Origin of the sequence: Caulobacter sp. BE254 (assembly GCF_031457295.1) — a bacterium.
Taxonomy (GTDB): Bacteria; Pseudomonadota; Alphaproteobacteria; order Caulobacterales; family Caulobacteraceae; genus Caulobacter.
Genome location: NZ_JAVDWJ010000010.1, coordinates 21,161 through 46,511 on the forward strand (window position 1 = coordinate 21,161; position 25,351 = coordinate 46,511).

28 protein-coding genes and 1 riboswitch are annotated in these 25,351 nt (G+C 68.5%); of the genes, 15 read left to right on the top strand and 13 right to left on the bottom strand.

The features are described from left to right. Window positions 1-8: 8 nt before the first annotated feature. The 3 genes from J2X41_RS17245 to J2X41_RS17255 all read right to left on the bottom strand — a co-directional run bounded on the left by J2X41_RS17245 (window position 9) and on the right by J2X41_RS17255 (window position 3,294). Entirely contained in the window at window positions 9-803 is a 795-nt protein-coding gene (locus tag J2X41_RS17245; protein WP_310083490.1) for a TSUP family transporter, read from the bottom strand. Window positions 804-879: 76 nt separating this feature from the next. Next, on the bottom strand, window positions 880-1,209 hold the full coding sequence (locus J2X41_RS17250; protein WP_028037484.1) for a DUF6481 family protein: 330 nt from the start codon (window positions 1,207-1,209) through the stop codon (window positions 880-882). A gap of 102 nt (window positions 1,210-1,311) precedes the next feature. Then, entirely contained in the window at window positions 1,312-3,294 is a 1,983-nt protein-coding gene (locus J2X41_RS17255) for a hypothetical protein (protein ID WP_310083493.1), read from the bottom strand. Window positions 3,295-3,660: 366 nt separating this feature from the next. Between J2X41_RS17255 and J2X41_RS17260 the strand changes: the two genes are divergently transcribed. The 5 genes from J2X41_RS17260 (at window position 3,661) to J2X41_RS17280 (ending at window position 6,279) form a co-directional block, all read left to right on the top strand. Further along, a complete protein-coding gene (locus J2X41_RS17260; RefSeq protein WP_310083494.1) occupies window positions 3,661-4,041 on the top strand; it encodes an AtpZ/AtpI family protein in 381 nt (126 codons plus the stop codon). A gap of 25 nt (window positions 4,042-4,066) precedes the next feature. Continuing rightward, on the top strand, window positions 4,067-4,837 hold the full coding sequence (locus tag J2X41_RS17265; RefSeq protein WP_310083854.1) for a F0F1 ATP synthase subunit A: 771 nt from the start codon (window positions 4,067-4,069) through the stop codon (window positions 4,835-4,837). Window positions 4,838-4,887: 50 nt separating this feature from the next. Further along, window positions 4,888-5,115 (top strand): F0F1 ATP synthase subunit C, encoded by a 228-nt coding sequence (locus J2X41_RS17270; RefSeq protein ID WP_018061086.1) that lies wholly within the window; start codon window positions 4,888-4,890, stop codon window positions 5,113-5,115. 105 nt (window positions 5,116-5,220) lie between these two features. Continuing rightward, a complete protein-coding gene (locus J2X41_RS17275; protein WP_310083496.1) occupies window positions 5,221-5,757 on the top strand; it encodes a hypothetical protein in 537 nt (178 codons plus the stop codon). A 12-nt stretch (window positions 5,758-5,769) separates the two neighbouring features. Then, complete coding sequence (locus J2X41_RS17280; RefSeq protein ID WP_310083498.1) at window positions 5,770-6,279, top strand: F0F1 ATP synthase subunit B; 510 nt, start codon at window positions 5,770-5,772, stop codon at window positions 6,277-6,279. A 228-nt stretch (window positions 6,280-6,507) separates the two neighbouring features. Here J2X41_RS17280 and J2X41_RS17285 read toward each other — a convergent pair whose 3' ends face one another. From J2X41_RS17285 to gcvT, 6 genes are all read right to left on the bottom strand, one after another. Then, window positions 6,508-6,951 carry a hypothetical protein gene (locus tag J2X41_RS17285; RefSeq protein ID WP_310083500.1) on the bottom strand — a complete coding sequence of 148 codons (444 nt, stop codon included), beginning with the start codon at window positions 6,949-6,951 and terminating at the stop codon, window positions 6,508-6,510. Further along, window positions 6,948-7,379, bottom strand: a complete 432-nt coding sequence (locus J2X41_RS17290; protein ID WP_310083502.1) for a hypothetical protein — start codon at window positions 7,377-7,379, stop codon at window positions 6,948-6,950. The genes J2X41_RS17285 and J2X41_RS17290 overlap by 4 nt, the downstream gene beginning before the upstream one ends. A 133-nt stretch (window positions 7,380-7,512) precedes the next feature. Beyond that, window positions 7,513-9,093: an aminomethyl-transferring glycine dehydrogenase subunit GcvPB gene (gene gcvPB, locus J2X41_RS17295; protein WP_310083505.1), complete on the bottom strand. Its 1,581-nt coding sequence runs from the start codon at window positions 9,091-9,093 to the stop codon at window positions 7,513-7,515. Beyond that, window positions 9,090-10,436 (bottom strand): aminomethyl-transferring glycine dehydrogenase subunit GcvPA, encoded by a 1,347-nt coding sequence (gcvPA, locus tag J2X41_RS17300; RefSeq protein WP_310083509.1) that lies wholly within the window; start codon window positions 10,434-10,436, stop codon window positions 9,090-9,092. The genes gcvPB and gcvPA overlap by 4 nt, the downstream gene beginning before the upstream one ends. Before the next feature lie 140 nt (window positions 10,437-10,576). Then, window positions 10,577-10,942, bottom strand: coding sequence for a glycine cleavage system protein GcvH (gcvH, locus tag J2X41_RS17305; RefSeq protein WP_310083512.1), 366 nt, complete (start codon window positions 10,940-10,942; stop codon window positions 10,577-10,579). 24 nt (window positions 10,943-10,966) lie between these two features. After that, window positions 10,967-12,094 carry a glycine cleavage system aminomethyltransferase GcvT gene (gcvT, locus tag J2X41_RS17310; protein ID WP_310083855.1) on the bottom strand — a complete coding sequence of 376 codons (1,128 nt, stop codon included), beginning with the start codon at window positions 12,092-12,094 and terminating at the stop codon, window positions 10,967-10,969. Between the two features lie 138 nt (window positions 12,095-12,232). Beyond that, window positions 12,233-12,324, bottom strand: a riboswitch (glycine riboswitch). A gap of 234 nt (window positions 12,325-12,558) precedes the next feature. Between gcvT and J2X41_RS17315 the strand changes: the two genes are divergently transcribed. After that, on the top strand, window positions 12,559-12,906 hold the full coding sequence (locus tag J2X41_RS17315; RefSeq protein WP_310083515.1) for an antitoxin Xre/MbcA/ParS toxin-binding domain-containing protein: 348 nt from the start codon (window positions 12,559-12,561) through the stop codon (window positions 12,904-12,906). Between the two features lie 10 nt (window positions 12,907-12,916). Further along, entirely contained in the window at window positions 12,917-13,435 is a 519-nt protein-coding gene (locus J2X41_RS17320) for an RES domain-containing protein (RefSeq protein ID WP_310083518.1), read from the top strand. Between the two features lie 3 nt (window positions 13,436-13,438). Here J2X41_RS17320 and J2X41_RS17325 read toward each other — a convergent pair whose 3' ends face one another. After that, window positions 13,439-15,280, bottom strand: coding sequence for an arginine--tRNA ligase (locus tag J2X41_RS17325; protein WP_310083522.1), 1,842 nt, complete (start codon window positions 15,278-15,280; stop codon window positions 13,439-13,441). Continuing rightward, window positions 15,277-15,984: a Tat pathway signal sequence domain protein gene (locus tag J2X41_RS17330; protein ID WP_310083525.1), complete on the bottom strand. Its 708-nt coding sequence runs from the start codon at window positions 15,982-15,984 to the stop codon at window positions 15,277-15,279. Before J2X41_RS17330 ends, J2X41_RS17325 begins: the two co-directional genes overlap by 4 nt. A gap of 158 nt (window positions 15,985-16,142) precedes the next feature. Here J2X41_RS17330 and ispH point away from each other — a divergent pair, with 158 nt between their 5' ends. The 4 genes from ispH (at window position 16,143) to rnhA (ending at window position 19,842) form a co-directional block, all read left to right on the top strand. Beyond that, the gene (gene ispH, locus J2X41_RS17335) at window positions 16,143-17,114 is read left to right on the top strand and encodes a 4-hydroxy-3-methylbut-2-enyl diphosphate reductase (protein WP_310083528.1); all 972 of its coding nucleotides are present in this window, start codon (window positions 16,143-16,145) and stop codon (window positions 17,112-17,114) included. Window positions 17,115-17,441: 327 nt separating this feature from the next. Continuing rightward, window positions 17,442-18,227, top strand: coding sequence for a type VI secretion system-associated protein TagO (locus J2X41_RS17340; RefSeq protein WP_310083530.1), 786 nt, complete (start codon window positions 17,442-17,444; stop codon window positions 18,225-18,227). A 206-nt stretch (window positions 18,228-18,433) separates the two neighbouring features. Further along, window positions 18,434-19,396 carry a homoserine kinase gene (gene thrB, locus J2X41_RS17345; protein ID WP_310083532.1) on the top strand — a complete coding sequence of 321 codons (963 nt, stop codon included), beginning with the start codon at window positions 18,434-18,436 and terminating at the stop codon, window positions 19,394-19,396. After that, the gene (gene rnhA / locus J2X41_RS17350) at window positions 19,393-19,842 is read left to right on the top strand and encodes a ribonuclease HI (RefSeq protein WP_310083535.1); all 450 of its coding nucleotides are present in this window, start codon (window positions 19,393-19,395) and stop codon (window positions 19,840-19,842) included. The genes thrB and rnhA overlap by 4 nt, the downstream gene beginning before the upstream one ends. Here rnhA and J2X41_RS17355 read toward each other — a convergent pair. Beyond that, window positions 19,839-20,258 (bottom strand): rhodanese-like domain-containing protein, encoded by a 420-nt coding sequence (locus tag J2X41_RS17355; protein WP_310083538.1) that lies wholly within the window; start codon window positions 20,256-20,258, stop codon window positions 19,839-19,841. The two genes, rnhA and J2X41_RS17355, sit on opposite strands and share 4 nt — an antisense overlap. An 86-nt stretch (window positions 20,259-20,344) precedes the next feature. Between J2X41_RS17355 and ftrA the strand changes: the two genes are divergently transcribed. The 4 genes from ftrA (at window position 20,345) to J2X41_RS17375 (ending at window position 24,401) form a co-directional block, all read left to right on the top strand. Further along, window positions 20,345-21,355, top strand: coding sequence for a transcriptional regulator FtrA (gene ftrA, locus J2X41_RS17360; protein ID WP_310083540.1), 1,011 nt, complete (start codon window positions 20,345-20,347; stop codon window positions 21,353-21,355). Window positions 21,356-21,385: 30 nt separating this feature from the next. Beyond that, window positions 21,386-21,997, top strand: a complete 612-nt coding sequence (locus J2X41_RS17365; protein WP_310083543.1) for a hypothetical protein — start codon at window positions 21,386-21,388, stop codon at window positions 21,995-21,997. Between the two features lie 273 nt (window positions 21,998-22,270). Continuing rightward, window positions 22,271-23,209 carry a VOC family protein gene (locus J2X41_RS17370; protein WP_310083547.1) on the top strand — a complete coding sequence of 313 codons (939 nt, stop codon included), beginning with the start codon at window positions 22,271-22,273 and terminating at the stop codon, window positions 23,207-23,209. Window positions 23,210-23,222: 13 nt separating this feature from the next. Further along, on the top strand, window positions 23,223-24,401 hold the full coding sequence (locus J2X41_RS17375) for a Gfo/Idh/MocA family oxidoreductase (protein WP_310083549.1): 1,179 nt from the start codon (window positions 23,223-23,225) through the stop codon (window positions 24,399-24,401). A 157-nt stretch (window positions 24,402-24,558) separates the two neighbouring features. On the opposite strand, the gene J2X41_RS17380 is transcribed toward J2X41_RS17375, so the two are convergent. Beyond that, window positions 24,559-25,167 carry a helix-turn-helix domain-containing protein gene (locus J2X41_RS17380; RefSeq protein WP_310083551.1) on the bottom strand — a complete coding sequence of 203 codons (609 nt, stop codon included), beginning with the start codon at window positions 25,165-25,167 and terminating at the stop codon, window positions 24,559-24,561. Window positions 25,168-25,351: the final 184 nt, after the last annotated feature.

Below are 25,351 nucleotides of genomic sequence, written 5' to 3' on the forward strand. Positions count from 1 at the left end.
GGAGGAGCTTAGTGGGTGAACAGCCCGACCACCGCATGCCGCAACGGGTTGACCGGATCGCTGAGCAGCTTCACCGCCATGGCGCAGGACATCACCACCAGCAGCGGCCGGATCAGCCGGGCTCCGAACCGCATGGCCAGGCGTGAGCCGATCTGCGCGCCGATGAAGGCGCCGGCCGCCATGGCCAGGCCGATCGGCCAGATCACCGCGCCCTTCAGGATGAACAGCGACAGGCTGCCCAGGTTCGAGGCGGCGTTGGCCAGCTTGGTGTGGGCGGTGGCCTTCAGCGCGCCGTAGCCCAGCAGGGTGACGATGGCCACCATGTAGAAGGCGCCGGCCCCGGGTCCGAAGATCCCGTCATAGAAGCCGATCAGCGGCGTCACGCAAAAGGCGAAGACCGGCAGGGTCAGGCGCGGATGGACGTCCTCGCCCTTCAGCCCCTTCGAGAAACCGAAATAGAGGGCGATGACGATCAGCAGCACCGGCACCAGCGCCGCCAGCACGCGCGGCGACAGCAGGCTGGCGCAGAGGGCGCCGCACAGGCCGGCGACCGCGGCGGCGCCGGCGACCGGCAGGGCGGTCTTCCAGTCGATCAGGCCGCGTCGAGCGAAGGCGGTGGTGGAGGACAGGGCGCTGACCGCGCCCTGCAGCTTGTTGGTGCCCAGGGCCGCGACGGGGTTCATGCCGGTCAGCAGCAGGGCCGGCACGGTCAGCAATCCGCCGCCCCCGGCGATGGCGTCGAACGCCCCGGCGACCATGGCCACGGCGAACATGGTGGCCAGCAGGGCGAAATCGACGTGCATCTCTCAAGCCCTCGCATGGTCCGCCCTCAAGACGGGCCGGGACCACGCGACAGAGCGAGCAGGTGTTCGTCGTGGATTACTTCTGGCGCGCCTTGCGGGCGGCGTACTTGGCGTCGCGAGCGGCCTTCTGCTCGGCCTGGGTCAAGGCCTTGCGTTCCTTGCGGTCGGCGCGCTTCTCGGCGAGGGCGGCTTCTTCGCGGGCCAGGATCTCCTGGCGGGCGGCTTCCTTGATCGCCGCGCGCTCGGCCCGGACCCGTTCCAGCTCGGCTTCGCGCTCGGCGTGGCGCTGCTCGAAATTGGGGTCCTGAACGGTGGGCTTCACCTTCATCTTGGCCAGCATGGCCTTCTTGGCTTCGGCGGCGGCGGTGATGCGATCGGCGAAGCCGGTGTTCTTCAGGTGCGACATGAATCTTCTGGTTGGTGGAAAGTGCGCTCCTAAGACCCCAAAACGCCGGAAAAAGCAATTGATGATCCCCGGCGCGACCATTCGCGCCGGGGATCTCGAGCATCACTTCTCGATTCGGTAGACCATGTAGCTGTGCGGCGCGACCGCGGCGGCGAACTCGGTGCGGGCCGGCACGCCCTGGCGACGCCAGGCGTCGGCCTTGCCGTCGGGCGCCTTGGCCTGGACCAGCTTGCCGGTGGCCATGTCGCGCAGCTTCACCCCCGCCCCCAGCAGCGATAGGTTCACGTCCGTGTCGTCGTCGCGGAACGACTGCACCACGAAGGTCCCGTTGTCATAGGCGAACAGGCTGACCCGGTCGGGGGCGTCCAGCCGCACCGGGAAGTCGCGCTGCAGGTAGCGCTTGATCTCGGTCGTCACCCCCTGGGGCAGGTTGTAGAGGTCGCCCGGGTTCTCCGGCATGGTGATCACATAGAGCACCCCGCCGCCGTAGCGGTTCATCAGCAGGATCGGGAAGCCCTTGGCGTTGGCCACGCCGCGGATGATCCCCCAGCTGTCGTTGGTGTAGAAGGCCAGCTCCGGGAACAGCACCGGCGGGGTCTCGCGTTTGGGGTCGTTCAGGCTCTCGCCGTTGCCCGCGCCGTAGCCGTTCAGGAAGTCGTGCAGGGCCACCTTGCGGCCGGTGTCGCGCACCTCGAGGATGTCCTCGATCCCCTTGCCTTGCAAAGCGCCCAGCAGGCCCGAGGTGATGAACACCGTCTTGCCGGCCAGCAGGTTGCCCTTGATCTCCTCGACGATCTTCGGGTCCTTGGCCGCCGCCTGGGTCAGCAGGGCGACGTCGGCGCCCTTGGGGAAGTTGGGCGACAGCTCGATCGGGATGCCGATATTGCCCAGATAGTTGTGCAGGAAGTCCTCGCCCGACGACTGGTAGGGCTTGTACGACGCGATGCCGATCGGCTGGCCCAGCAGGCCCAGGTCCTTGTCGATCTTCTCCAGCGACCAGCCCGCCGCCCGGCCCCAGCCGGGACCAGGATCGCCCGCTTGGCCCGAGGGCCTGTAGCTGGCGACCATCGCCTTCCAGTCGAAGCTGGTGGCCTTGTCCTTCCACGGACGCGCGCCCGGCTCGACGGCCTTGGGCTCGTTCATCGGCCGCCAGTTGAATAGGGTGATCTCCGGCGCCTTGGCCAGCAGGGTGTCCCACAGCTGCTCGGCGTAGCGGTCGACATAGAGGGTCGAGAAGGTGTCGACCCAACCGCCGCCGTTGCCCTTGCCGCCGTTGGAGCCTTTGGGGCGGATGTTGTCGTAGTAGCGGACGATCGAATAGCTCTCGTACTGCTGCAACAGCTGGTCGGTGACCACCGGGTCGCGGGTCTCGGTGCCGGTATAGATGCCGTCGAACATCTGCGACTGCTTCTCCAGGTCGTAGCCCGTGCCCTGGAAGTGCTCGTACCAATTGGGGTACTTGATGATCATCCGCACCTTGGGATTGACCGCCTTGGCCGGGCCCAGCACCAGGTCCTGGCTGACCTTGCGCATGGTCTCCAGCCGGTACTGGCTCCAGGAGCGGTCGCCCTTGGCGGCGATGTCGGCGGGGCTTTTCGACGTGTAGAAGAAGAAGTCGTCGAGGATCACCTCGTCGAAGTGCTTGGCCGCCAGGCGCACGGCCTTTTCGCACTCCGCCCTGTCGGCGGGCTTTTCGTAGTCGAAGGTGCCGAACTGGCCGCCCTCGCCGCCGGCCGCCAGGGTGATCCCGCCGGCCACGGTGACGCCGCGCTCCTCGAACCAGCCCTTGACCCGCTCGATCTGCTCGTCGGTGGCGAAGTTCTTGTCGCGATAGACCTCCAGATAGACCTTGTCGAAATGCAGCTGGCGGCTGGCGCGCTCGAACTCTCGGTCGAACGTGGCCTTGTCGGCCAGCTCCTTGGCGTTGTTGACCGCGATATAGATGGCGGCGCGGAAGTTCTTGTAGGCCGGCAGGGGCTGCGGCTTGGCGGCGGGCGCGGCCTGGGCGCTCGACGACAGCGCGGCGGGCGCGAGGAGCGCGCACAGCGCCGCGGCGCCGAGCAGACTGCGGGGGACGCGGATCATGACTGGTTCTTCCCTCAATGAGCCCGCCGGCGCATTGAGGCGTCCGGTCATGGTTGCGGTACCATAGGGTTGGCGCGACGGGCGAGGCGAGGGAAATCTGTGGACCGCGTCCAAACCAGGGGCGACGACGCCCCCGTTCTGCGACGGAACCGCCCGCCTCGAACCGTCCCCGATCACGTAAGGGCGCGACGATTCCGGCGCCCGGTTCTAAAATCTCCAAAAACCATTATAAAACGGCCACTTGACGGGATACCCGCCAACCTTGACGCACCGCAGCGCGCCCTATAGGTTCCGCCGCGATCAAGCCGGCCGGAAAACCGCCTCTTTTGGGGCGGCCGCGGGCGTTATCGGACCTGACCGCTTCCCATGCCCAAGGCCGACGAACCGAACGACAAGGCCCCGCAAAGCCTCGACGCTCGGATCGCCGCTTTCGAGGCGCGGAAGGCGGCGGAAGCGCCGGTACGCGCCGAGCACGAGAAATCGTCCCAGGACGGCTATCGTCTTCTGGCGGATCTGATCGGGGGCGTTCTGGTGGGGCTCGGCTTCGGCTGGCTGCTCGACCGCTACGCCGGCACGGGGCCCTGGGGCATGGTCGGCGGTCTGCTGATCGGCATGGGATCCTCGATCTACATCGTCGTCCGCAAGGCGACGAAACTGAGCGCGCAGGCGTCGGCCAAGTCCGCCAAGGACGTAACCGACGGAGACACGGGAGGCGGGTCTACCGCCCCCAAGCAGAAGAGAGACTAGGGCCTTGGCCACGCCGATCGACCCGATGCACCAGTTCATGATCCAGAAGATCGTGGAGCTGCCGTCCTTTACTGTCCCGGGCCTGGGCGCGATCGACCTGTCGATCACCAACTCGATCGCCGCCATGCTGCTGTCGGCGTTCCTAATCGTCACCTTCTACGCCTTCGCCGGCAAGGGCGCCGTCGTTCCAGGCCGCCTGCAGACCGTGGGCGAGATGCTCTATGGAATCGCCGACGGCCTGACGAGCTCGATCATCGGCCACGACGGCAAGAAGTACCTGCCCTTTGTGTTCACCCTGTTCGCCTTCGTGCTGTTCGCCAACCTGCAGGGCATGCTGTTCGGCTGGACCGGCAACTTCCTGGGCTTCACCTCCACCTCGCAGCTGGCCGTGACCCTGACGCTGGGCATGCTGGTCATCCTGACGGTGATCGCCGTCGGCGTGGCCAAGAACGGCTTCAAGTTCTTCAAGCTGTTCGCCCCGTCGGGCGTGCCGTGGCCGCTCTACATCATCCTGGTGCCGATCGAGATCATCTCGTTCCTGATCCGCCCGATCACCCTGGCGCTTCGTCTGTTCGGCAACATGCTGGGCGGCCACGTGGTGCTGAAGATCTTCGCGACCTTCGTGGCCATCCTGCTGGCCATGGCCCCGGCCTACTGGCTGGTGGGCCTGCTGTCGCTGACCTCCGTCGTCGCCCTGACGGCCCTAGAGTTCATGGTGGCCTTCCTTCAGGCCTTCGTGTTCGCGGTGCTCACCTGCGTCTATCTGAACGACGTCGTGCACCTCGACAGCCACTGATCAACCTTTAGTCTTTCAACCAACACACCACTTCCCAAGGAGTCTCAATCATGGACGCTTCCGCCGCTAAGTTCATCGGCGCCGGCCTGGCTATGCTCGGCATGATCGGCGCGGGCATCGGCCTGGGCATCATGTTCGGCAACTACTTCCAAGGCGCCCTGCGCAACCCGACCGCGGCCGCCCAAGAGCGTCCGATGCTGTTCCTGGGTATGGCCCTGACCGAAGCCCTGGGCATCTTCGCCCTGGTCATCGCCTTCCTGATCCTGTTCTCGAAGTAAAACCCTGGGGCGCGGCCGGTCTTCCGGACCGACGCCGCCCCGGACTCGTTCTTCGGGCGTTTCCCATGTCGGGGAATGCTCCAACCTAAAGAGGCTTCTTCGCCCATGGCGACGGAACATCACGGCACGGTCGAGTCGACCGAGCCCCCCCACGGGCAGGAAAGCGGCGGGCTTCCCCAGCTGCAGTTCCAGCACTGGGGCGGCCAGATCGTTTGGCTGCTGCTCATCTTCGCCGTCCTCTACGTGGTGTTGTCCAAGGCGCTCCTGCCTCGGGTCAGCGGCGCGATCGAGGAACGCGGCGCCAAGATCGCCGGCGACATCGCCGACGCCCGTCGTCTGAAGGACGAAGCCGAGGTCCAGGCCCGCGCGGCCGCGGCCGAGGTGGCCGAGGCGCGCGCCAAGGCCCAGAAGACCGCGGCGGACGCCAAGGCCAAGGCTTCGGCCGAGGCCGCCGAGCGTCAGGCGAAGGAAGAGGCCGTGCTGGCTGAAAAGCTCGCCGCCGCCGAAGCCCGCATCCAGGTCGCCCGCGACGAGGCCATGGGCCACGTCCGCGCGGTGGCCTCGGAAACGGCCGACGCCATCGTCGAGAAGCTGACGGGCAAGGCGGCTTCGGCCGCCGAGCTCAAAGCCTCGATGGCCTAGGGAGAGACGACGATGGAACACGAAACCCTCTTCGATCTCGCCAATCCCGAACTGTGGGTCCTGGTCGGCCTGGCCCTGTTCATCGGCCTGCTGGTCGTGCTCAAGGTCCTGCCGGGCGCGCTGTTCGGCGCGCTCGACGCCCACGCGGCCAAGATCAAGGCCGAACTCGACGAAGCCCAGCAACTGCGGGAAGAGGCCCAGGCCCTGCTCGCCGACGTGAAGGCCCAGCGGGAAGAAGCCGAGCGTCAGGCCGCCGGCATGCTCGAAGCCGCCAAGGCCGACGCCGCGCTGATCGCGTCGGAAGCCAAGGCCCGGCTCGAGGAGCAGATCACGCGCCGCGCCGAAATGGCCGAACGCAAGATCGCTCAGGCCGAGGCCCAGGCCGCCGCCGACGTCAAGTCGGCCGCTGTCGACCTCGCCGCCCAGGCCGCCGAGCAGATCCTGGTCGCCCGCCTGGCGACCGGCGCCTCGGACGGCCTTGTCGACGCGGCGATCAGCCAGATCGGCTCGAAGCTGCAATAGCGGTTTCGGATCGGTGAAAACATCAAGGGCGCGCCCCTCGCGGGGCGCGCCCTTTTTGTTTCGAGTCACCTTCCAGATCCTCCCCCTGTGGGGGAGGCGATCGCGCAGCGATCGGCGGGGGGAGTTTTGGGGTCGAAGATCGCGGATCAGGGCGCCGGCCGATCACTCCCCCCGCCGTCGGCTTCGCCGACACCTCCCCACGGGGGGAGGATCTAGGGAGCGCTGGCCCTAAACCGGCTGCTTCTTCAGCCACCGCCGCCGCAGATACTTCCGTCCGCGCTTCAGGACCCGCCACTTGGGCTTGCGCAGGAACACCTTCTCGGACCGCAGCAGCTGCTGCCAGGCGACCAGCATGATCTCCGGCTCGCGGCGCATCAGCCGGCGGATCGGGAAGATCAGCTTGGGATGGCGGCGCTGCCAGCGCAGGAAGCGCCGCTTGGCCTGGAACGAGTTGCGCAGCACGATCATCAGGCCCACGACCAGCAGCGGCAGGCCCAGGTGGCCCGGCAGGGGCGTCAGGACCACCCCGGCCAGCAGCACCAGGACGCCGAAGGCCAGCGCCGCCCAGCGGGCGACGCGCCCCGCGGTTTCCCGCAGGACGAGGGCCAGGCGGCGACGGCGGCGATAGAGCCTCGAAGGCAGCCTGGCGAGCGTTTCGGCCGCCGAGTTCACGCGCCCTGCTTGGAAGCTTGGCGCTGGAGAGACCGGCGCTTGAGCGATTGGCGCCAGCGCTTGGCCACGCGCCAGCGGCGCGGCACGACCAGCCGCTCCATGCGCAGCACCTGCTGCCAGGCCACCGGAAACACTTCCGGCTCGCGGCGCAGCAGGCGGCGCAGCGGGAACAGCAGCTTGGGGTGGGCGTGCTGGAAGCGGACGAACTGCTTGCGCGCCCGGAACGAGTTGCGCAGCACCAGCATCAGGCCGACCACCGTCAGCGGCACGCCCAGCGGGCCGGGCAGCGGCGCGATCAGGAACCCGGCCAGGATCAGGATCAGGCCCAGGGTCACCAGCACGATGCGCGAAATCCGCCCGAGGAGCTCGCGGGCGAGTTCGTCGGCGGCGGAGAAACGCACGGGCGGCATGGCGAGGGCGAGGTTCATGGCGGGACGAAACGGGTTCCGTGGTCCGTTCGATCCCGGCGACGGCCGGCCTTCTCGGCTCACTGGATCCGATATGAGAACGGGGCGCCCTTCCGTAAAGGCGCCCCGTTCCGCTTTCGTGCGACTGTGGCGCCTATTCCGCCGCCAGTGGCGCGGCGGCCACAGGTTTCCACCTCAAACGCGGTTTACGCGCGGCCTGGGTCTCGTCCAGCCGCTTCAGCGGCGCGTGGTAGGGCGCGCCCTTGAAGCGATCGACGTCGCCACCCTTCGCGGCTCCCGCCAGGGCCCGCAGCGCGGTGACGAACCGGTCCAGCTCCTGCTTGCTCTCGGTCTCGGTCGGCTCGATCAGCATCGCGCCATGGACCACCAGCGGGAAGTACATGGTCATCGGGTGGAAGCCCTCGTCGATCATCGCCTTGGCGAAGTCGAGCGTGGTCACCCCGGTGCCTTCCAGCCAGGCGTCGTCGAACAGCGCCTCGTGCATGCACGGGCCGTTCGGGAAGGCCGGGCTCATCAGGTCGCCGAGGCGGGCCTTGATGTAGTTGGCGTTGAGGACGGCGTCCTCGGCCACCTGGCGCAGGCCGTCGGCGCCGTGGCTGAGCATGTAGGCGTAGGCGCGCACGAACATGCCCATCTGGCCGTGGAAGGCGCTCATCCGGCCGAAGGCCTGGGCGGCGGGGCCCTTGACCTCCTCGACCAGCTTGAAGCCGAACTCGTGGCTCACCACCCAGGGGGTCGGGGCGAACGGGGCCAGGGCCGCCGACAGCACCACCGGACCCGCGCCAGGACCGCCGCCACCGTGCGGGGTGGAGAAGGTCTTGTGCAGGTTGATGTGCATGGCGTCGACGCCTAGGTCGCCCGGGCGCACCCGGCCGACGATGGCGTTGAAGTTGGCCCCGTCGCAGTAGAAATACGCGCCGGCCGCGTGGGTCAGCCGGGCGATCTCGACCACGTCGCGCTCGAACAGGCCGCAGGTGTTGGGGTTGGTGACCATGATGGCGGCCACGTGGTCTCCCAGCTTGGACTCCAGGTCGGCCAGGTCGACCCGACCATCGTCGGTCTGAGCGATCTCGACGACGGTGTAGCCGCAGAAGGCCGCCGTGGCCGGGTTGGTGCCGTGGGCGCTGGTCGGGGCCAGCACGGTCTTGCGGTGGCCGTTGCCGGCCGCCTCATGGGCTGCACGGATCGCCAGCAGGCCGCACAGCTCGCCATGAGCCCCGGCCTTGGGGCTCAGGGCGACAGCCGGCATGCCGGTCAGGGTCTTCAGCCAGTGGGCCAGCCGGTCCATCAGCTCGATCGCGCCCTGCACCGTCGACTGCGGCTGCAGCGGGTGGATGTCGGCGAAGCCCGGCAGGCGGGCCACCTTCTCGTTGAGCCGCGGGTTGTGCTTCATCGTGCACGAGCCCAGCGGATAGAGGGCCAGGTCGATGGCGTGGTTCTTCTGGCTCAGGCGCACATAGTGGCGCACCGCCTCGGGCTCGGACAGGCCGGGCAGGCCGATCGGATCCTTGCGGACCAGGTCGCCCAGGTCGTCGGCCGGCGGAGCGTCCGGCAGGTCGACGCCGGTCTTGTCCCAGGCGTTCAGTTCGAAGATCAGCGCCTCGTCCTGTAGCAGGCCTCGGGCCCCGGTCAGTGTCGGGTGGACGTAGTCGTTGGCGTCAGCGCCCAGGGGGGCTTCAGGACGGGTCGGCCGTCCGACGGAATTCATGCTCATTGGTCCAGCACCTTGGTCAGGGCCTTGGAGAAGAAGGTGATGTCGCTGTCGGGCGTGGTCTCGGTGGCGGCGACCAGCAGCACGTCGTCCAGGCCGGCGGCCGGGTCGAGGCGCGAGAACGGCACGCCGGCGATGACGCCGTTGGCGGCCAGGGTCTCGACCAGTTCGGCGGCGTTGGCCGGAACCCTGATCGCGAACTCGTTGAAGAAGCGCGGCGTCAGGACCTCGACCCCGGGCACGGCGGCCAGGGCGTCGCGCAGCTTCACGGCCTTCTGGTGGTTGACCAGGGCCAGCCGGCGCAGGCCCTTCTCGCCCAGCAGGCTCATGTGGATGCTGAACGCCAGGGCGCACAGGCCGCTGTTGGTGCAGATGTTCGACGTGGCCTTGTCGCGGCGGATGTGCTGCTCGCGGGTCGACAGGGTCAGGACGAAGCCGCGCCGGCCGTCGGCGTCGACGGTCTCGCCGCACAGCCGGCCCGGGGCCTGGCGGACGTATTTTTCCTTGCAGGCGAACAGGCCGACATAGGGACCGCCGAAATTCAGGCCGTTGCCGATCGACTGGCCCTCGGCCACGACGATGTCGGCGCCCATCTCGCCGGGCGACTTCAGCAGGCCGTACGACACCGCCTCGGTGGTGACCACGATCAGCAGGGCGCCGGCGGCCTGGGCGGCGGCGGCGATCTTGGTCACGTCGGTGGCCGTGCCGAACACGTTGGGGGTCTGGACCACCACGCAGGCGGTGTCTGCGTCGATGGCGGCGATCACCGCGTCCTCGGCGTCGATGGCCGGCGCCAGGCGCTCGGTGGCGACGCCGGCCGCGTGGGCCAGGGTCTCGACCGTGCCGACATAGTGCGGGTGCACGCCGCCCGACAGCACCGCCTTGCTGCGACGGGTGACCCGCGTGGCCATCATCACAGCCTCGGCCGTGGCGGTGGAGCCGTCATAGAGCGAGGCGTTGGCCACCTCCATGCCGGTCAGGGCCGCGACCTGGGTCTGGAACTCGAACAGCACCTGCAGCGTGCCCTGGGCGATCTCGGGCTGGTAGGGCGTGTAGCTGGTCAGGAATTCCGAGCGCTGGATGATGTGGTCGACGCTGGCTGGCACATGGTGGCGATAGGCCCCCGCCCCCACGAAGAACGGACCTTCCGAGGCCGAGCGGTTGCGGCGCGACAGGCCAAGCATCTCGCGCTCGACCTCCAGTTCGCCGGCATGGAGCGGCAGGTCGACCACGCCCGTGCGGCGGGCGACGGCGGGCACGTCGACGAACAGGTCGTCGATCGACTCCGCGCCGATGACGCCGAGCATGTCGGCGCGATCCTGGGGTGTGAGGGGGAGGTAGCGCATGAGACGGTGGCTTTCTTGGACCGCCCTCGTCCTTCGAGGCCGCTTCGCGGCGCCTCAGGATGAGGACTACTGAGATCGCATTCGAACCTCATCCTGAGGCGCCCGCGCAGCGGGCCTCGAAGGACGAGGTTCGTGGCAAGCTAAAGGGTCGAGAGGAACGCTTCGTACGCGTCGCGGTCCATCAGGGCGTCGAGCTCGGCGGGGTTGGAGAGTTTGATCTTGGCGAACCAGCCGCCGGTTTCCGGCAGGGCGTTGACGGTCTCGGGGCTGTCGCCCAGCTCGGCGTTGGCCTCGACCACCTCGCCCGACACCGGGGCGTAGACGTCGGAGGCGGCCTTGACGCTCTCGACCACCGCCAGGGCCTCGCCCTGCTTGACGGCCTTGCCGACGTCCGGCGTCTCGACGAACACCACGTCGCCCAGCTGCTCGGCGGCGTAGGCGGTGATGCCGACCGTGGCGACGTCGCCGGCGACTTCGACCCACTCGTGGTCCTTGGTGAACTTCATGGTCTGGGCCCTTTGTGTCTGGAGCTAGATCTTGCGCACGTAGCGGGTCGGGACGAACGGCGAGGTCACGACCTCGGCCGCCTGCGACTTGCCGCGGACGATGACTTTCAGCTTCGAGCCGACCACCGCCAGGGCGGGCGGCACGAAGCCGATGGCGATGGCGCCGCCGAAGCTGGGCCCGAAGCCGCCACTGGTGACCACGCCGACCACGGCGCCCGTCTCGTCGGCGATCTCCGCGCCTTCGCGGGCCGGGGCGCCTTCCAGCACCTTGAGGTTCACCCGCAAGCGCTTGAGATCGCCGGCCAGTTCCTTGAGAATTCGGTCCGCGCCCGGAAAGTCGGCGGCCTCGCGGCGGCTCTTGCCGACGGCGAACGGCATGCCGGCCTCGATCGGCGAGACCGTCTCGTCCATGTCGTGGCCGTACAGCGGCAGGCCGGCCTCCAGGCGCAGGCTGTCGCGCGCGCCCAGGCCGATGGCCTTGACCCGCTCGTCGGTCAGCAGGGTGTTCCAGATGCGCGTGGCTTCGGTGGCCGGCACCGAGATCTCATAGCCGTCCTCGCCGGTGTAGCCCGAGCGCGAGATGATGGCGTCGGTCCCGAAGGCGGTCATGGCCGCGGTGTCCATGAACACCATGTTCGCCGCTTCCGGCACGTGGGCGGCCAGGACGGCGGCGGCCTCGGGGCCTTGCAGGGCCAGCAGGGCGCGGTCTTCCAGGCGTTCCACAGTCGCCTCGCCTTCCAGCGCCTTGGCGATGATGGCGTAGTCGTTGTCCTTGCAGGCGCCGTTGACGACGATGAACAGGCCGTCGTCGTCGGGACGGGCGGTCATCAGGTCGTCGATCACCCCGCCCTGGTCGTTCAGCAGCACGGCGTAGCGCTGCTTGCCGGGCTTGAGCCCCTGATAGTCGGCCGAGACCAATTTCTCGAAGCTCTTGGCGGGATTGACGCCGCGCAGCCGGGCCTGGCCCATGTGCGACACGTCGAACAGGCCCGCGTGCTCGCGGGTCCACAGGTGCTCCTTCAGCACCCCGTCCTTGTACTGCACCGGCATGTGGTAGCCGGCGAACGGCACCATGCGCGCGCCGGCCGCGACATGCGCGTCGTACAGCGGGGTCTTCTTGAGATCTTGGTCGGACACGCTTTGGGCTCCAATCGGGGTCGGCGACGCCGCCCGGCTTTCGCCAGGTGGTCTCGCCCCCGCTGTCCCTTTGACCTGAGAGATTTCGGCCCGTGAACAGGGCCTTGCTCCTTCGGCGGACAGCTCTCGCGAACTGCCTCTTTCCAGCGTTCCTAAACCCGCGCGGTCCTTTTGCCTGAGCGTTTCCGGGGCGGTTGCGCCTTCGGCCTCGGGACCAGAATCCCGATGTCTCCCGCGAGGGTCGAGGCGTGTTTGGGCGAGGGGGCGGCGGGAGTCAACGGGGAAGGAATTGGCGGCGCGCGGGGCTCGGTCGATCACTCACCCGGACGGATTGCCGCCGCTCAGTATATGCCCTATATTTTGTCCGTATATTTGGACCTTGGAAAGGGCATTCCATGCCGAGCCAAGCCAGCCGCCGGAAACCTCCCGCCGCTCATCCGGCAAAGGCGGCGGTTGCCTCGGCGGGAGCTTCGCCCACCGTGGTCGATTTCATGGCCGCCGACGGCCGGCTGGATCTCGACCGGATCACCACTGGCTTCAACCTGACCAAGAGCCAGTTGGCCGAGACGGCCGGCCTGGCCAGCGACACCCTGCAGAAATCGGCGCGACGGGACGCCCCCAAGACCCAGGCGCGGATGACCGAGGTGCTGGAAATCCTCAGCCGATTGGAAACCTGGGCCGGCGGACGCGGCCAGGCGCTGGCCTGGTACCGCGCCCAGCCCATCGCCGCCCTCGACGGCCGCACGGCCGAGGCCCTGGTCAAGTCCGGCAAGGCCGCGGTCGTGCGCGACTATCTGGATCACCTGGCCCTCGGCGGCTTCGCCTGAGGCGGGCGACTTGCACCTCAAGACCCAGGCCTACCGGGCCCATGATCCCAAGTGGTCCTTCAAGCCGCTGTCCGGCGACGGCGCGGCGATCCATGGCGGACGCTTCAACCCGAAGGGCGTCCCGGCTCTCTATCTGGGCCTAACGCCGATGGCGGCGATCAAGGAGGCGAGCCAAGGTCTGGCCTTCAAGATCGAACCGCTGGTGTTGTGCAGCTACGCCGTCGATTGCGCCGACGTCATCGATCTATGCGACGAAGCGACGCTTGAAGGCCTGCCCGTCGCGGCTCCCGACCTGGCCTGCGGCTGGATGCTGATGGCCCGCGACGGCCGAAGACCGCCGACCTGGACCCTGGCGCGCCAGCTGATCGCCGACGGCCAGGCTGGCGCGATCGTGCCCAGCTTCGCGCCTGGCGCCACGCTCGACGATCGCAATCTGGTGCTCTGGCGCTGGGGTCCGGCGCCGCCGCACCAGGTGACGGTCCACGATCCGTCCGGCCGATTGCCCAAGAACCAGCTGTCTTGGCGGTAGGCCCTACATCCGCTCCGGCGCTTCGATGCCCAGCAGGTTCAGCGCCAGTTCCAGCTGCTTCAGCGTCGTCTGCGCCAGGGCCAGGCGCGAGGCCCGGACGGACGGCTCGTCGGCGCTCAGGATCGGGCAGGCGGCGTAGAACTTCGAGAAGGTCTGGGCCAGCTTGTAGGCGTGCTCGGCGATGAAGTTGGGGGCCTTCTTGTCGTAGGCCTCACCCAACGCGCCCTCGAAGGCGTCCAGCAGCAGCGTCAGGTCGCGCTCGGCCGGCTCGCCGACCACGATCGGGCCGGAGGCGACGTTCTGCTCGGTCGCCTTGCGCAGGATGCTCTTGATGCGCACCGACTGGTACAGCAGGTACGGTCCGGTCTTGCCCTCGAAACTGGTGAAGCGGTCCAGGTCGAAGACGTAGGACGTGCCGCGGAAGTTCTGCAGGTCGGCGAACTTCAGGGCCGCGATCCCCACCTTGTGGGCGATGTCCTCGAAGGCCTCGTCCGAAAGCTCCGCGCCCAGGCCGGCCTCGCGCAGGCGCTCGCGGGCCTTCTCGCGGGCCATCTCGATCAGGTCGTGCAGCTTGAGCACCCCGCCCGCGCGGGTCTTGAACGGCTTGCCGTCGGCGCCGTTCATGGTGCCGAAGCCGATGTGCTCCAGCCCGCCCGGCTCGGCGTAGCCGGCCAGGTACGAGGCGCGGAACACCTGCTCGAAATGGTCGGCCTGGCGCTGGTCCACGGCGTAGAGGACCAGGTGCGGGTCGAACGAGCGGCGGCGGTCCAGGATGGTGGCCAGGTCGGTCGTGCCGTACATGGCCGAGCCTTCCGACGAGACGACCAGCAGCGGGTCGGGGCTCTCGACCTCGACCACCGAGCCGTCGGGCAGCTTCTTCTTCTTGGTCTCGCCGGGGCGGGCCACGCGGACGATCCGGGCGCCCTGGTCGTCGACCAGCAGGCCCTTGTCCTCCAGCTCGCGCACCATCGGCGCGATCAGGTCCTGCACGTCGCTCTCGCCCTTCCAGAGGTCGAAGTCCACGCCCAGGGCGTGGAACTCGCGCTCCAGGGCCACGCGGCTGATATTGACGAAGTGACGCCACAGCAGGCGGTAGCCGAAGCGGCCGTTCTGCAGCTCGGCGGTGGCCTTGCGGGCCCGCTCCTTGAACTCGGGGTCTTCCTTCTGGCGCGCGGAGGCGGCCGGGTAGAGGCGATCCAGGTCCTCGAGGCTGACGCGCGAGGCGAACTGCGCCATCACCCCGTCCTCGTCGGCCTGGGTGAAGCCCTGCGGGGCCTCGATCAGGCGCTCGAGCTCGGCGCGGATGACCGCGTCCTCCTCCATGATGGCGCTGATCAGCAGGCCCATCTGGAAGCCCCAGTCGCCGAAGTGGGCGTCGCCCAGCACCTCGTCGCCGCGGAAGCGGTACAGGCGCTTGATCGACTCGCCGATGATCGAGGCGCGCAGGTGGCCCACGTGCATCGGCTTGGCGACATTGGGGCCGGCATAGTCGACCAGCACCCGGCGCGGCGCGGCCAGAGGCTCGGCCCCGGCGCGCGGGTCGGCGGCGATTTCGTTGGCGCGGACCGATAGGGCGTCATCGCTGACGCGCAGATTGATGAAGCCGGCGCCGGCGATCTCGACCGAGGCCAGGCGCGGGTCGGCCTTCAGGACGTCGACGACCTGCACGGCGATCTCGCGCGGATTGCGCTTGGCGCTCTTGGCGGCCGCCAGGGCCCCGTTGCATTGGAAATCGGCCAGGTCGGGCCGGTCGGACGCGGTGACGCGCCCGAAGTCGGGAGACAGTCCGGCGGCCTGGAAGGCGGCCGCGGCCGCCTCGCTCAGGGACCGCTTCAAATCACTCATGGCTTGGCGACGTTCCCGGGCTGCGTCTGGGCTTGCTGCGTCTGGCCGGCGTTGACGCGGAAGCGCTTGCCGTCGCGGTTGAAGGCGGCCATTTCCGGCGTCACGTCGAAGCCGATCAGGACTTCGAAATTGCCGCCGCTGACCTTCTCGTCGGCGCGCGGGATGGTGATGGTCTTCAGGGTTTCGGTGGCGTAGACGCGATCCTGGCCGTCGCGGAAGGTGACCGGCAGGTCGAAATATTCCTTGGCCAGCACGTCCTTGTTGCGCTCGGTCACGGCGACCCAATAGCGGTAGGTCTTCTGATTGCCGGTCGCCTGCGGACCACGCCCCAGTTCGAACAGCATCTGGACCTGCATCTTGATCGGGTCGTTGCTCTTGTAGGCGCAGCCCGAGGACAGGCCCTGGATCTCGCCGGTATAGGCGGTCTGGGCGGCGGACTCCTTGCCGTCCTTGAACTCGACATAGCGGCTGGCGTCGTACAGCACCTTCACATAGGGGCACGGGCCGGCGTTGCGCAGCTGGGCGAGGGGCGCCTTGGGCTGGTTCCACTCGTCGTCACGCTTCTTTTTCTTGGCGGCCTGGTCGTCGCCGCCGCCCTGGTCTTGGCCGCCCCGACCGCCCGCTTGGGCGTGGGCGGTCGCCGCCGTGGCGGCGATGGAGAGGGCCATAAGGGCGCTGAGGGCGACGGAGAGAGTGCGGCGCATGAAACGTCCGGTTCGAGATTGCAAAGCTTGAGCGGGATTCCCCACCAGCGTCATGGAGCCTGATAAAGGCATATGCGTGACGTCGCAATGCGCAGCAGATTTCGGCGAGTCGCGGTCGGATGCTGGCGCGGACGGCCCGGAACCCTTAGGTTCAGCCCATGAACGCCCATTCGCCCATCCCCTCCCCCGGCCGCCGCGAGCTCCGCGTGGTCCTGGCCAGCCCGCGCGGCTTCTGCGCCGGGGTCGACCGGGCGATCCAGATCGTCGAGCGGACCCTCGAAAAGTTCGGCGCGCCGGTCTATGTGCGCCACGAGATCGTCCACAACCGCCATGTGGTCGACCGCCTGAAGGCGCTGGGGGCGGTGTTCATCGAGGAGCTGCACGAGGCCCCGACCGACCGCCCCGTGGTGTTCTCGGCCCACGGCGTGCCCAAGTCGGTGCCGGCCGAGGCCAAGTCGCGCGAGATGGTCTATCTCGACGCCACCTGCCCGCTGGTGTCCAAGGTCCATGTCGAGGCCCAGAAGCACTATGACGCCGGCCGCGAGATCGTGCTGATCGGCCATGCCGGCCACCCCGAGGTGGTCGGCACCATGGGCCAGCTGCCCGCGGGCACGGTGACCCTGATCGAGGACATCGACGACGCCCGCGCCTGGATCCCCAGGAACCCCGCCAACGTGGCCTTCCTGACCCAGACCACCCTGTCGGTCGACGACACCGCCGAGATGGTCGACCTGCTCAAGCAGCGCTTCCCGGGCATCGCCGCCCCGCACAAGGAAGACATCTGCTACGCCACCACCAACCGCCAGGAGGCGGTGAAGATGCTGGCCGAGGCCTCGGAACTGGTGCTGGTGGTCGGCTCGCGGAACTCGTCCAACTCGGTGCGGCTGATGGAAGTCGCCAAGCGGGCCGGCGCCACGGAAGCCCACCTGATCGAGGACGCGCGCGGCATCGACTGGTCGTGGTTCGAGGGCGTGACCACGGTCGGCCTCACCGCCGGGGCCTCCGCGCCGGAGGATCTGGTCCAGGGCGTGATCGACGCCATCGCCACCCGCTACGACGTGACCGTCGACGAACTGGTCGAGGCGCGGGAGACGGTGACGTTCAAGCTGCCGCGGCTGCTGACGGCCTAGCGGCGCGATCAACCGCAATCCTCGGAGGTGCTCGCTCCCGAGCCGACATCAACTGTGCGTCGTGATCTAGAGCCGGCGTCCATTTAGCGAGCCGACACCTAGATCCGCTCACGGACCCTAGTCGGACCTTGGTGCGCCACCTAGCGCGGTCGGATGACCCATCTTAGCGCGGGTATGCAATCGCAAACGATTGAGGGGTTTCTCGGGCGTGCGCTTGTTGCCAACGCACTATGAGGATTTCCCGGCAGGGCTTCCAACCCGCTCTTTCACGCCCTAAAGTGGAGCTTGAGACCTTCCTGGAGCGGAAGGATCGGGGGAGTTGCAAAAGTGCGACGTCAATATGCCGTTCTCGTCGTTGCCGCATTGGCTTTGGCCGGATGCGAAAACAAAGCCGAAGAGGCTGTAAAGCGCGAACTGATCGACGGCGGCTCTGCCCAATTCCGCGATGTCCAGCGTTGCTCAAGCGACAGTTCGATTTACAAGGGCGAGGTCAACGCCAAGAACCGAATGGGTGCTTACGTTGGCTTTGAGCCATTCTTTTACGATGGCACGAGCGTCACCTTCGCGGCCAATCCCGAATTTATGACGGCGATGAATAGATGCTACGCGACGGGGGCGAAACCTGTGGGTAGAGCGCCGGCAGCTGAGGACAAACCATCACCCATGGGGGCCTGGACAACTAGCGAGGATGTAAACCCTGTCGATGATAGCAAGACCCACTTCGCATCGCTCATCGCGGAAGAAGGCGCTGCGTCTGGCGGAGAGCCGATAACGCTGACGATCCGTTGCCAGTCGAATAAGACCGAACTCTACGTCAACTGGAATGACTATCTGGGTGACGATAGCCACGACGTCTACAACGACTGGAAGCAGGTAATCGTGCGCGTCGGCACGGCGGAAGCGACCACCCAGCGGTGGGGCATCTCTACTGACAGCAATGCGACTTTCGCTCCCGGCTCGCCCGTCGCGCTGATCCAGAAGATGGGAAAGGCCGACCGGCTAGTGCTCCAAACGACGCCCTACAACGAAAACCCGGTTACTGCCGTGTTCAAGCTCAACGGTATGGACATCGCGACGAAGCAGCTGGGCGAAAGTTGCAGCTGGAAGCCGTGATCAATTCGGCAAGCGCCTGCGCAGCGTCAGGCCGGTGCGGCCTGATAGCGACCTGCTGAGAACTTCAACAGCCAAGAAATAGGGGTTGGCATGAGGCTTTGATCGCCGTCTGTTTCACCGACCATGGACGTCTGCTTCCAACGCCATCTCAGCACAATTCCGCCGACGCTCTTGACCGCCAGCGCCCTGTCCCGCATCCCCGCGCCATGGCCGTCTATACCGACATCACCGACGACGAACTCGCCGTCTTCCTCGCCGACTACGACCTGGGACAGGCCGTGGCGTTCAAGGGCATCGCCGAGGGGGTGGAGAACTCCAACTTCCTGCTGGAGACCGAGCGCGGCCGGTTCATCCTCACCGTCTACGAGCGGCGGGCCAAGCCCGAGGACCTGCCCTATTTCCTCGACCTGCTGACCTGGCTGGCCGATCGCGGCTATCCCAGCGCCAAGCCGATCGCCGACCGATCGGGCGAGACCTTGAAGACCATCCGCGGCAAGCCCGCCGCCTTGGTCGAGTTCCTGCCCGGCCTGTCGGCCCGCCGCCCAACCGTCGCCCACTGCCGCGAGGCCGGCGAGGGCCTGGCCTGGCTGCATCTGGCCGGCGAGGGCTATCCGGCCCGCCGCGCCAACGACCTGGGCCAGCCGCACTGGGCGCCGCTATTCGCCAAGCACCGCAAGGCCGCCGACGGCCTCAAGCCGGGCCTCTCCGCCACCATCGACAAGGACCTGGCCGAATTGGCGCTGTCCTGGCCGCGCGGCTTGCCGACCGGCGTGATCCACGCCGACTACTTCCCCGACAATGTCTTCTTCAAGCCGGACGGCAAGTTCGCGGCCGCCATCGACTTCTACTTCGCCTGCGACGACGCCTTCGCCTACGATATCGCCGTGACCCTGAACGCCTGGTGCTTCGAGGCCGACGGCAGCTTCAACATCACCGCCGCCCGGGCGCTGGTGGCCGGCTACGAGCGCCGCCGGCCGCTGAGCCCGGCCGAGCGCGACGCCATCCCGATCCTGGCGCGCGGCGCGGCCATGCGCTTCTTCCTGACCCGCCTAGCCGACTGGGGCGCGACCCCGGCCGGGGCCCTGGTCAAGCCGAAGGACCCGCTGGAATACGAGCGCAAGCTGGCCGTGCACCGCGAGGGCCTCAGCCTGTTCGGAGCCGGCGCGTGACCCCGAAACTGGTGATCTACACCGACGGCGCCTGCCGCGGAAATCCCGGCCCCGGCGGCTGGGGGGCCCTGCTGATGTACGGCGACAAGAAGAAGGAAATCATGGGCGGCGAGTTGGCGACCACCAACAATCGCATGGAGCTGATGGCCGCCATCCAGGCGCTGGAAGCCCTGAACAAGCCGACCAAGGCCGAGCTGCACACCGATAGCCAGTACGTGATGAAGGGCGTCACCCAGTGGATCCACGGCTGGAAGGCCAAGGGCTGGAAGACCGCCGACAAGAGCCCCGTCAAGAACGTCGACCTCTGGCAGCGCCTGGACGCGGCCCGGGCCCGGCACGATGTCGACTGGCGCTGGGTCAAGGGCCACGCCGGCCACGTGCACAACGAACGCGCCGACGAGCTGGCGCGGCTGGGCATGCTCAAGGCGCTGGGCGAGAAGGCCTAAGCCGCCAGCGCCCCCGGCTCCGCCCCCGTCGCGAACGGCAGGCCCTCGTCCTCCCAGCCGGTGACGCCGCCGATCATCAGCTTCACCGGCCGGCCCAGCGTGGCCAGCTTCAGCGCCGCGCGGTCGGCCCCGTTGCAGTGCGGGCCGGCGCAATAGACCACGAATAGGGTGTCGGCCGGCCATTGCGCCATGCGCTCGGCGTCGATCTCGGCGTGGCGCAGGTGGATCGCGCCGGGCACGTGCCGGCGAGCATAGGCCTGCGGCGAGCCGACCACGTGCAGCAGGACGAAGTCTTTCTCGCCGGCCTTCATCGCCGCGGCGACATCGGCGCAGTCGGTCTCCAGGGCCAGGCGGCGGGCGAAGTGGACGGCGGCTTCCGGCGACGGCGCGGCGGGGATGGCGGAAACAAAGCTCATGGCGACCTCCTCTGTTGGGCGCCGAAGACTTGCCCCAGGCGGCGGCGTCGCGTTAGCTGGCACGATTGACATAGGCAGTAAAGATCATGCCAAAGCCTTCAGATTGTCCCGGCCCAGCCAACAGAAGGGTGGTCGCCCTGGCCTATGACGGCCTGTGCACCTTCGAGTTCGGGGTGGCGGTCGAGCTGTTCGGCCTGCCCCGGCCCGAGATGGGCCCGGACTGGTACGCCTTCGCCACGGCGGCGGTCGAGCCGGGCCCCCTGCGCGGCCTGGGCGGCGTCCAGGTGGTCCCCGACGGCGGGCTTGAGCTCGTCGAGCGGGCCGGCACGATCATCGCCCCAGGCTGGCGCGGCGCCGACCAGCCCGTGCCCCCGCCGCTGATCGAGGCGCTCCAGGCGGCCCACGCCAACGGCGCCCGGGTGATGTCGATCTGTTCGGGCGTCTTCGTGCTGGCGGCGGCGGGCCTGCTGGCCGGGCGGCGGGCCACCACCCACTGGCGTCACGTCGACACGCTGAGGGCGCTTCATCCCGACATCGAGGTGCTGCCCGACGTGCTCTATGTCGACGAGGGCGACGTCATGACCTCGGCCGGCAGCGCCGCGGGGCTGGATCTGGGCCTGCACCTGGTGCGTCGCGACTTCGGCCCCGAGGCGGCCAACACCGTGGCTCGGCGGCTGGTGATCCCGCCGCACCGCGACGGCGGCCAGGCCCAGTTCATCCAGCGTCCGGTGCCGACCGCGCACGAGGCCTCGCGGCTGTCGCCGATCCTGGACCGCCTGCGCGCCGATCTCGCCCGCGAGCACACGGTCAAGACCCTGGCCGACGCGGCCGGCATGAGCCCGCGCACCTTCCTGCGCCGCTTCGAGGCCGCCACCGGCACGACCCCGGCCCGCTGGCTGCTGGCCGAGCGCTTGGCCCGGGCCCGCGACCTGCTGGAGACCACGCCCGCCGGCGTCGAGCAGATCGCCCAGGCCGTCGGCTTCGGCGCGGCCGCCCTGCGCCATCACTTCCGCAAGACGCTGGCCACCACGCCCCAGGCCTACCGGGCGCGGTTCGGGGATCGGCGCGATCTTGGAGCGACGTGGAATCCACCCTAGGGTTGCTCTTTCCGTTTCGGACAGGACCCCATGACCAAGTATGTCCCCGCCCTCGTCACGGGCTCCGTCGTCAGCGTGGCCATCAGCTTCGTCCTGGGCTTGGCGGCCTCGGCGAGCGGCCAGCCGCCCAGCCTTTCGACCTGGCTGCCCGGCATGATCTTCGGCGTGATCACCGCCTTCGTGATGGCCAACCTGGTCGGGACCAAGGGCTCCAAGGCCGCCACCCCGGCCCAGAAGGAGGCCGCCCTGGCCTTTCGCGCCGAGCCCGGCCAGGCCCTGCTGATCGTGTTCCGCGAAGGTTTCGTTGGCAAGGCCGTCGGCCTGAACCTCATGCTCGACGGCGTCGCCGCCGCCCAGCTGAAGAGCCCGCGGTTCACGGCGCTGTCGATCGCGCCCGGCGCGCACACGCTGTCGGCCGGCTTCGGCGGCCTGGCCGCGTCGCAGAACCGGCCCGTCGAGGAGGCCTTCACGGCGGCCGCGGGCGACCTGGTGGCCTTCCGCGCGGTGATGTCGATGGGCATGGCCAAGAACACGATCCGCCTGGAACGCGTCGACGACCGCGCGTCCCTGGCGTCCAAGCTCAAGGCCATGATCATGGTCGCGCCGCACGCCCCGGCCGGAGCCGCGACGCAACAAGTTTGAGCCCCTGAAACGAAACGGCCGCGAAATGACCTTGGTCGCGCCGTTGCGAAGCCTGGTTCGGATCCCAATCTCTTATTCGACGCGGACAACCCGGCTTCTCCCCCCCGGCCGGCCCCAACGTCCTAGAAGCGCAGCGCCCGTGCCCTCCCCCTCGGCACGGGCGCTGTTTGCGTTCAAGCCCGACGAACGTCGCTGAAATTATCCTGGTAACGCTACCATTCCGCGCTATCCTGCGGCCCGGAAACCTTCGTCCGCCCTTGAGAGCGAAGGACCATGGGAGCGATCGGCATGCGGGCGCTGGCCTACGCCTTGACCATCCTGGCCAGTTGCGGCGTCGCCCAGGCGGCCGCGCCGACCCGGCCACCGATCGTCTCGGTGTCGCACCTGGCCGTTCACGCGGCCGATCCGGCCAAGAGCGAGGCCTTCTACGTCCACGATCTAGGTGCGGTGAAGGGGCCCGATCCGGAGAACCCCGAGGGCGCGCGCTACTATTTCAGCCTCACCCAGTTCGTCGAGGTGCTGCCCCTGCCGCTCGGCGCGCCGAAGGTCGACCGGCTGGACCACGCCGCCTTCAACACCGCCGACACCGAGGCCCTGCGCCTTTATCTGGCCGCCAAGGGCGTGGCCGTGCCCGGCCGTGTCGAGACGGGCGCGGACGGCGGCCGCTGGTTCGACGTGGTCGATCCGGAGGGCGTGAGGATCCAGTTCGTCCAGCCCCCAAGGACCCCGCCCGACGTCACCGTCAACCCGCTGTCCAGCCGGATCATCCATGTCGGCTTCATCGTCCACGACCGCGCGCGCCAGGACGCCTTCTACCGCCAGGTCCTGGGCTTTCGGCCCTACTGGTTCGGCGGCATGACCGACGAGGCGGCCTCCTGGGTCTCGCTGCAGGTCCCGGACGGCTCGGACTGGCTGGAATACATGATCGTCGCGCCATCCGACGGCCGCGGGACGCCGCCCGGCATGAGCCAGGCCACCGCCGGCGTGCTCGACCACTTCTCGCTCGGCGTGCCCGACACCCGCCTGGCCTACACCCTGCTGTGGAACGGCGACCGCCTGCGCGGCCAGGCCGAGACGCCCAAGATCGGCCGCGACGCCAAGTGGCAGCTGAACCTCTACGACCCGGATGGCACCCGCGCCGAGATCATGGAGTTCCAGGCCATCGGCAAGCCCTGCTGCTCGCCCTTCACCGCCGCCGATCCCAAGCCCTAGAGGAGACGAGCCCATGCCCATTTCCAGACGCAGCCTGATCGGGGCCGCCGGCGCCACCGCGGCGCTGGCGCCGACGGTCTCGAGTTCACAGGGGGCCGCCGTGGCCGACAACGACAAGATCGGTTTCGCCATCGTCGGCCTGGGCAAGCTGAGCCTGGGCCAGCTGATTCCCGGCCTGAAGGTCGCCAAGGGCGCCAGGCTGGCCGCCGTGGTCAGCGGCCATCCCGACAAGGCCCGCCGCGTCGCGGCCGAGAACGGCCTGCCGGCCGACGCGGTCTATGGTTATGACGACTACGACCGCATGGCCAAGGACCCGCGCATCCAGGTCGTCTACATCGTGCTGCCCAATTCGCTGCACGCCGAGCACACGATCAAGGCGCTGAAGGCCGGCAAGCACGTGCTGTGCGAAAAGCCGATGGCGACCCGCATCCAGGACGCCGAGGCGATGATCGCCGCCGCCAAGGCCGCCGACCGCCACCTGATGATCGCCTATCGCTGCCATTACGAGCCGATGAACCTGGACGTCATGCGACGGCTGCGCGCCCGGTCGCTGGGCCGCGTGCGGCAGATCAACACCACCATGGGCCGGCAGGCCGATCCGTCGGACCCGTCCGACGCCTGGCGGCTGGACGGCGAGATGTCCGGCGGCGGCGCCCTGGGCGACATGGGCGTCTACGGGATCAGCGCCGCCCGCTACCTGCTGAACGAGGAGCCGGTCGCCGTCCAGGCCTGGGCCTCGACCGACCCGGCCGATCCCCGGTTCAAGGAGACACAGGACCTGATCAACTGGCAGTTCCGCTTCCCGTCGGGCGTGATCGCCAACGGCTCGACCTCGTTCGCCTACGCCCCGACCATGGCCTTCGAGGCGATCTGCGAGCAAGGCCGGCTGGTCGCCGATCCGGCCGCCTTCTATGGCGGCAACCGCCTGACCGTGGTCAAGGGCGGCCAGGCCCAGCCGCCGATCCCCGCCCCGCCCGGCGACCAGTTCGCCCGCGAGATGGACTGGATGGCCGACGTGGTGCGCGGCAAGGCGCCGATGGTCTCGCCGGGCGAAGAAGGCCTGCAGGACATGCGCCTGATGCAGGCGATCCTGGAGTCTGCGGCCAAGGACGGGGCGACGGTGAAGACGGACTGGGGCTACAAGCGGGCGGTCGATCCAGCGGTGGCGGTGGATGGGCCGGGGAAGGCGTGAAGGCGCCGGCCTTCTAGCCCCTCCCCCTGTGGGGGAGGTGTCGGCGCAGCCGACGGAGGGGGGATTGGTCGGCCGGCGGTCTCGATCTGGCTCGATCCAACAAAGCCCCCCACCGACCCTTCGGGTCGCCTCCCCCACAGGGGGAGGAGCTGACCTCCTACCTCCCCGTCAGCAACCGCCACCAGCTCTCCGCCAGGGCGTCCAGCAGCGGCTCCAGCGGCGCTGACGCCCGCTGGACGACCAGCAGGTAGGCCAGGCGTTCCAGCTGCACGAGCTGCATCAGCATCCGCGTGCGCGCCGCCGGTCGCTCGGCCTCGGGGAACCGGGCCAGGTAGTTGGGCATGGCGTCGATGAACAGGTCGATGAAGCGCAGATAGTCGTCGGCCAGGTCCGGGTCGGCAACATTGGCCTCCGTGGCCACGGCCAGCAGGTTGCGGCGCTCCTCGGTCTGCTCGGCCAAGCCCTGGACCAGCCAGGCGCGGACGTCCTCGACCGTCGGGTCCGGAAGGGCGTCCAGCGCCGCGAAGATGGCCTGGATGTGGGGAACCAGCCGGTCGCCGATGGCGTTGGCCACGTCCTCCTTGTTGCGGAAATGCAGGTAGAAGGTGGCGCGGTTGGCGCCGGCCTCGGCGGCGATCTGCTCGATGGTCACGGCCCGAAAGCCGCGCGCGCCGAACAGGACGACGGCGGCGTCGACCAGCCGCTCGCGGGTCAGCTGGCGCTGGGCCTCGCGCAGGCCGCCTGTTCGTTCCGAAGCTTTCGTCAAATCGTCCTCCGCCGCGCCCGCGGACGGGGACAGGCGCATGCGCCTGTCCCCAGCCCAGCCCCAGCCGTTTCGCCTTTTTGCCACGCCCCAAGATTCAACACCAGTCAATTGACACGACACTTGTCGTCTGAACTACTTCGCGACGTCACGCGACGGAGCGCGCGGGCTCACAGGGAAGACGCGC

Excerpts from the sequence above, each read along its gene's own strand:
- J2X41_RS17265 (WP_310083854.1), top strand. The coding sequence starts at position 4,067 with ATGCACCAGTTCATGATCCAGAAGATCGTGGAGCTGCCGTCCTTTACT.
- J2X41_RS17325 (WP_310083522.1), bottom strand. The coding sequence starts at position 15,280 with ATGAGTGATTTGAAGCGGTCCCTGAGCGAGGCGGCCGCGGCCGCCTTC.
- thrB (WP_310083532.1), top strand. The coding sequence starts at position 18,434 with ATGGCCGTCTATACCGACATCACCGACGACGAACTCGCCGTCTTCCTC.
- J2X41_RS17275 (WP_310083496.1), top strand. The coding sequence starts at position 5,221 with ATGGCGACGGAACATCACGGCACGGTCGAGTCGACCGAGCCCCCCCAC.
- J2X41_RS17375 (WP_310083549.1), top strand. The coding sequence starts at position 23,223 with ATGCCCATTTCCAGACGCAGCCTGATCGGGGCCGCCGGCGCCACCGCG.
- J2X41_RS17290 (WP_310083502.1), bottom strand. The coding sequence starts at position 7,379 with ATGAACCTCGCCCTCGCCATGCCGCCCGTGCGTTTCTCCGCCGCCGAC.
- J2X41_RS17245 (WP_310083490.1), bottom strand. The coding sequence starts at position 803 with ATGCACGTCGATTTCGCCCTGCTGGCCACCATGTTCGCCGTGGCCATG.
- J2X41_RS17330 (WP_310083525.1), bottom strand. The coding sequence starts at position 15,984 with ATGCGCCGCACTCTCTCCGTCGCCCTCAGCGCCCTTATGGCCCTCTCC.
- J2X41_RS17365 (WP_310083543.1), top strand. The coding sequence starts at position 21,386 with ATGACCAAGTATGTCCCCGCCCTCGTCACGGGCTCCGTCGTCAGCGTG.
- J2X41_RS17270 (WP_018061086.1), top strand. The coding sequence starts at position 4,888 with ATGGACGCTTCCGCCGCTAAGTTCATCGGCGCCGGCCTGGCTATGCTC.
- gcvPA (WP_310083509.1), bottom strand. The coding sequence starts at position 10,436 with ATGCGCTACCTCCCCCTCACACCCCAGGATCGCGCCGACATGCTCGGC.
- J2X41_RS17250 (WP_028037484.1), bottom strand. The coding sequence starts at position 1,209 with ATGTCGCACCTGAAGAACACCGGCTTCGCCGATCGCATCACCGCCGCC.
- ispH (WP_310083528.1), top strand. The coding sequence starts at position 16,143 with ATGAACGCCCATTCGCCCATCCCCTCCCCCGGCCGCCGCGAGCTCCGC.
- gcvPB (WP_310083505.1), bottom strand. The coding sequence starts at position 9,093 with ATGAGCATGAATTCCGTCGGACGGCCGACCCGTCCTGAAGCCCCCCTG.
- J2X41_RS17255 (WP_310083493.1), bottom strand. The coding sequence starts at position 3,294 with ATGATCCGCGTCCCCCGCAGTCTGCTCGGCGCCGCGGCGCTGTGCGCG.
- J2X41_RS17370 (WP_310083547.1), top strand. The coding sequence starts at position 22,271 with ATGGGAGCGATCGGCATGCGGGCGCTGGCCTACGCCTTGACCATCCTG.
- J2X41_RS17280 (WP_310083498.1), top strand. The coding sequence starts at position 5,770 with ATGGAACACGAAACCCTCTTCGATCTCGCCAATCCCGAACTGTGGGTC.
- J2X41_RS17260 (WP_310083494.1), top strand. The coding sequence starts at position 3,661 with ATGCCCAAGGCCGACGAACCGAACGACAAGGCCCCGCAAAGCCTCGAC.
- J2X41_RS17355 (WP_310083538.1), bottom strand. The coding sequence starts at position 20,258 with ATGAGCTTTGTTTCCGCCATCCCCGCCGCGCCGTCGCCGGAAGCCGCC.
- gcvH (WP_310083512.1), bottom strand. The coding sequence starts at position 10,942 with ATGAAGTTCACCAAGGACCACGAGTGGGTCGAAGTCGCCGGCGACGTC.
- ftrA (WP_310083540.1), top strand. The coding sequence starts at position 20,345 with ATGCCAAAGCCTTCAGATTGTCCCGGCCCAGCCAACAGAAGGGTGGTC.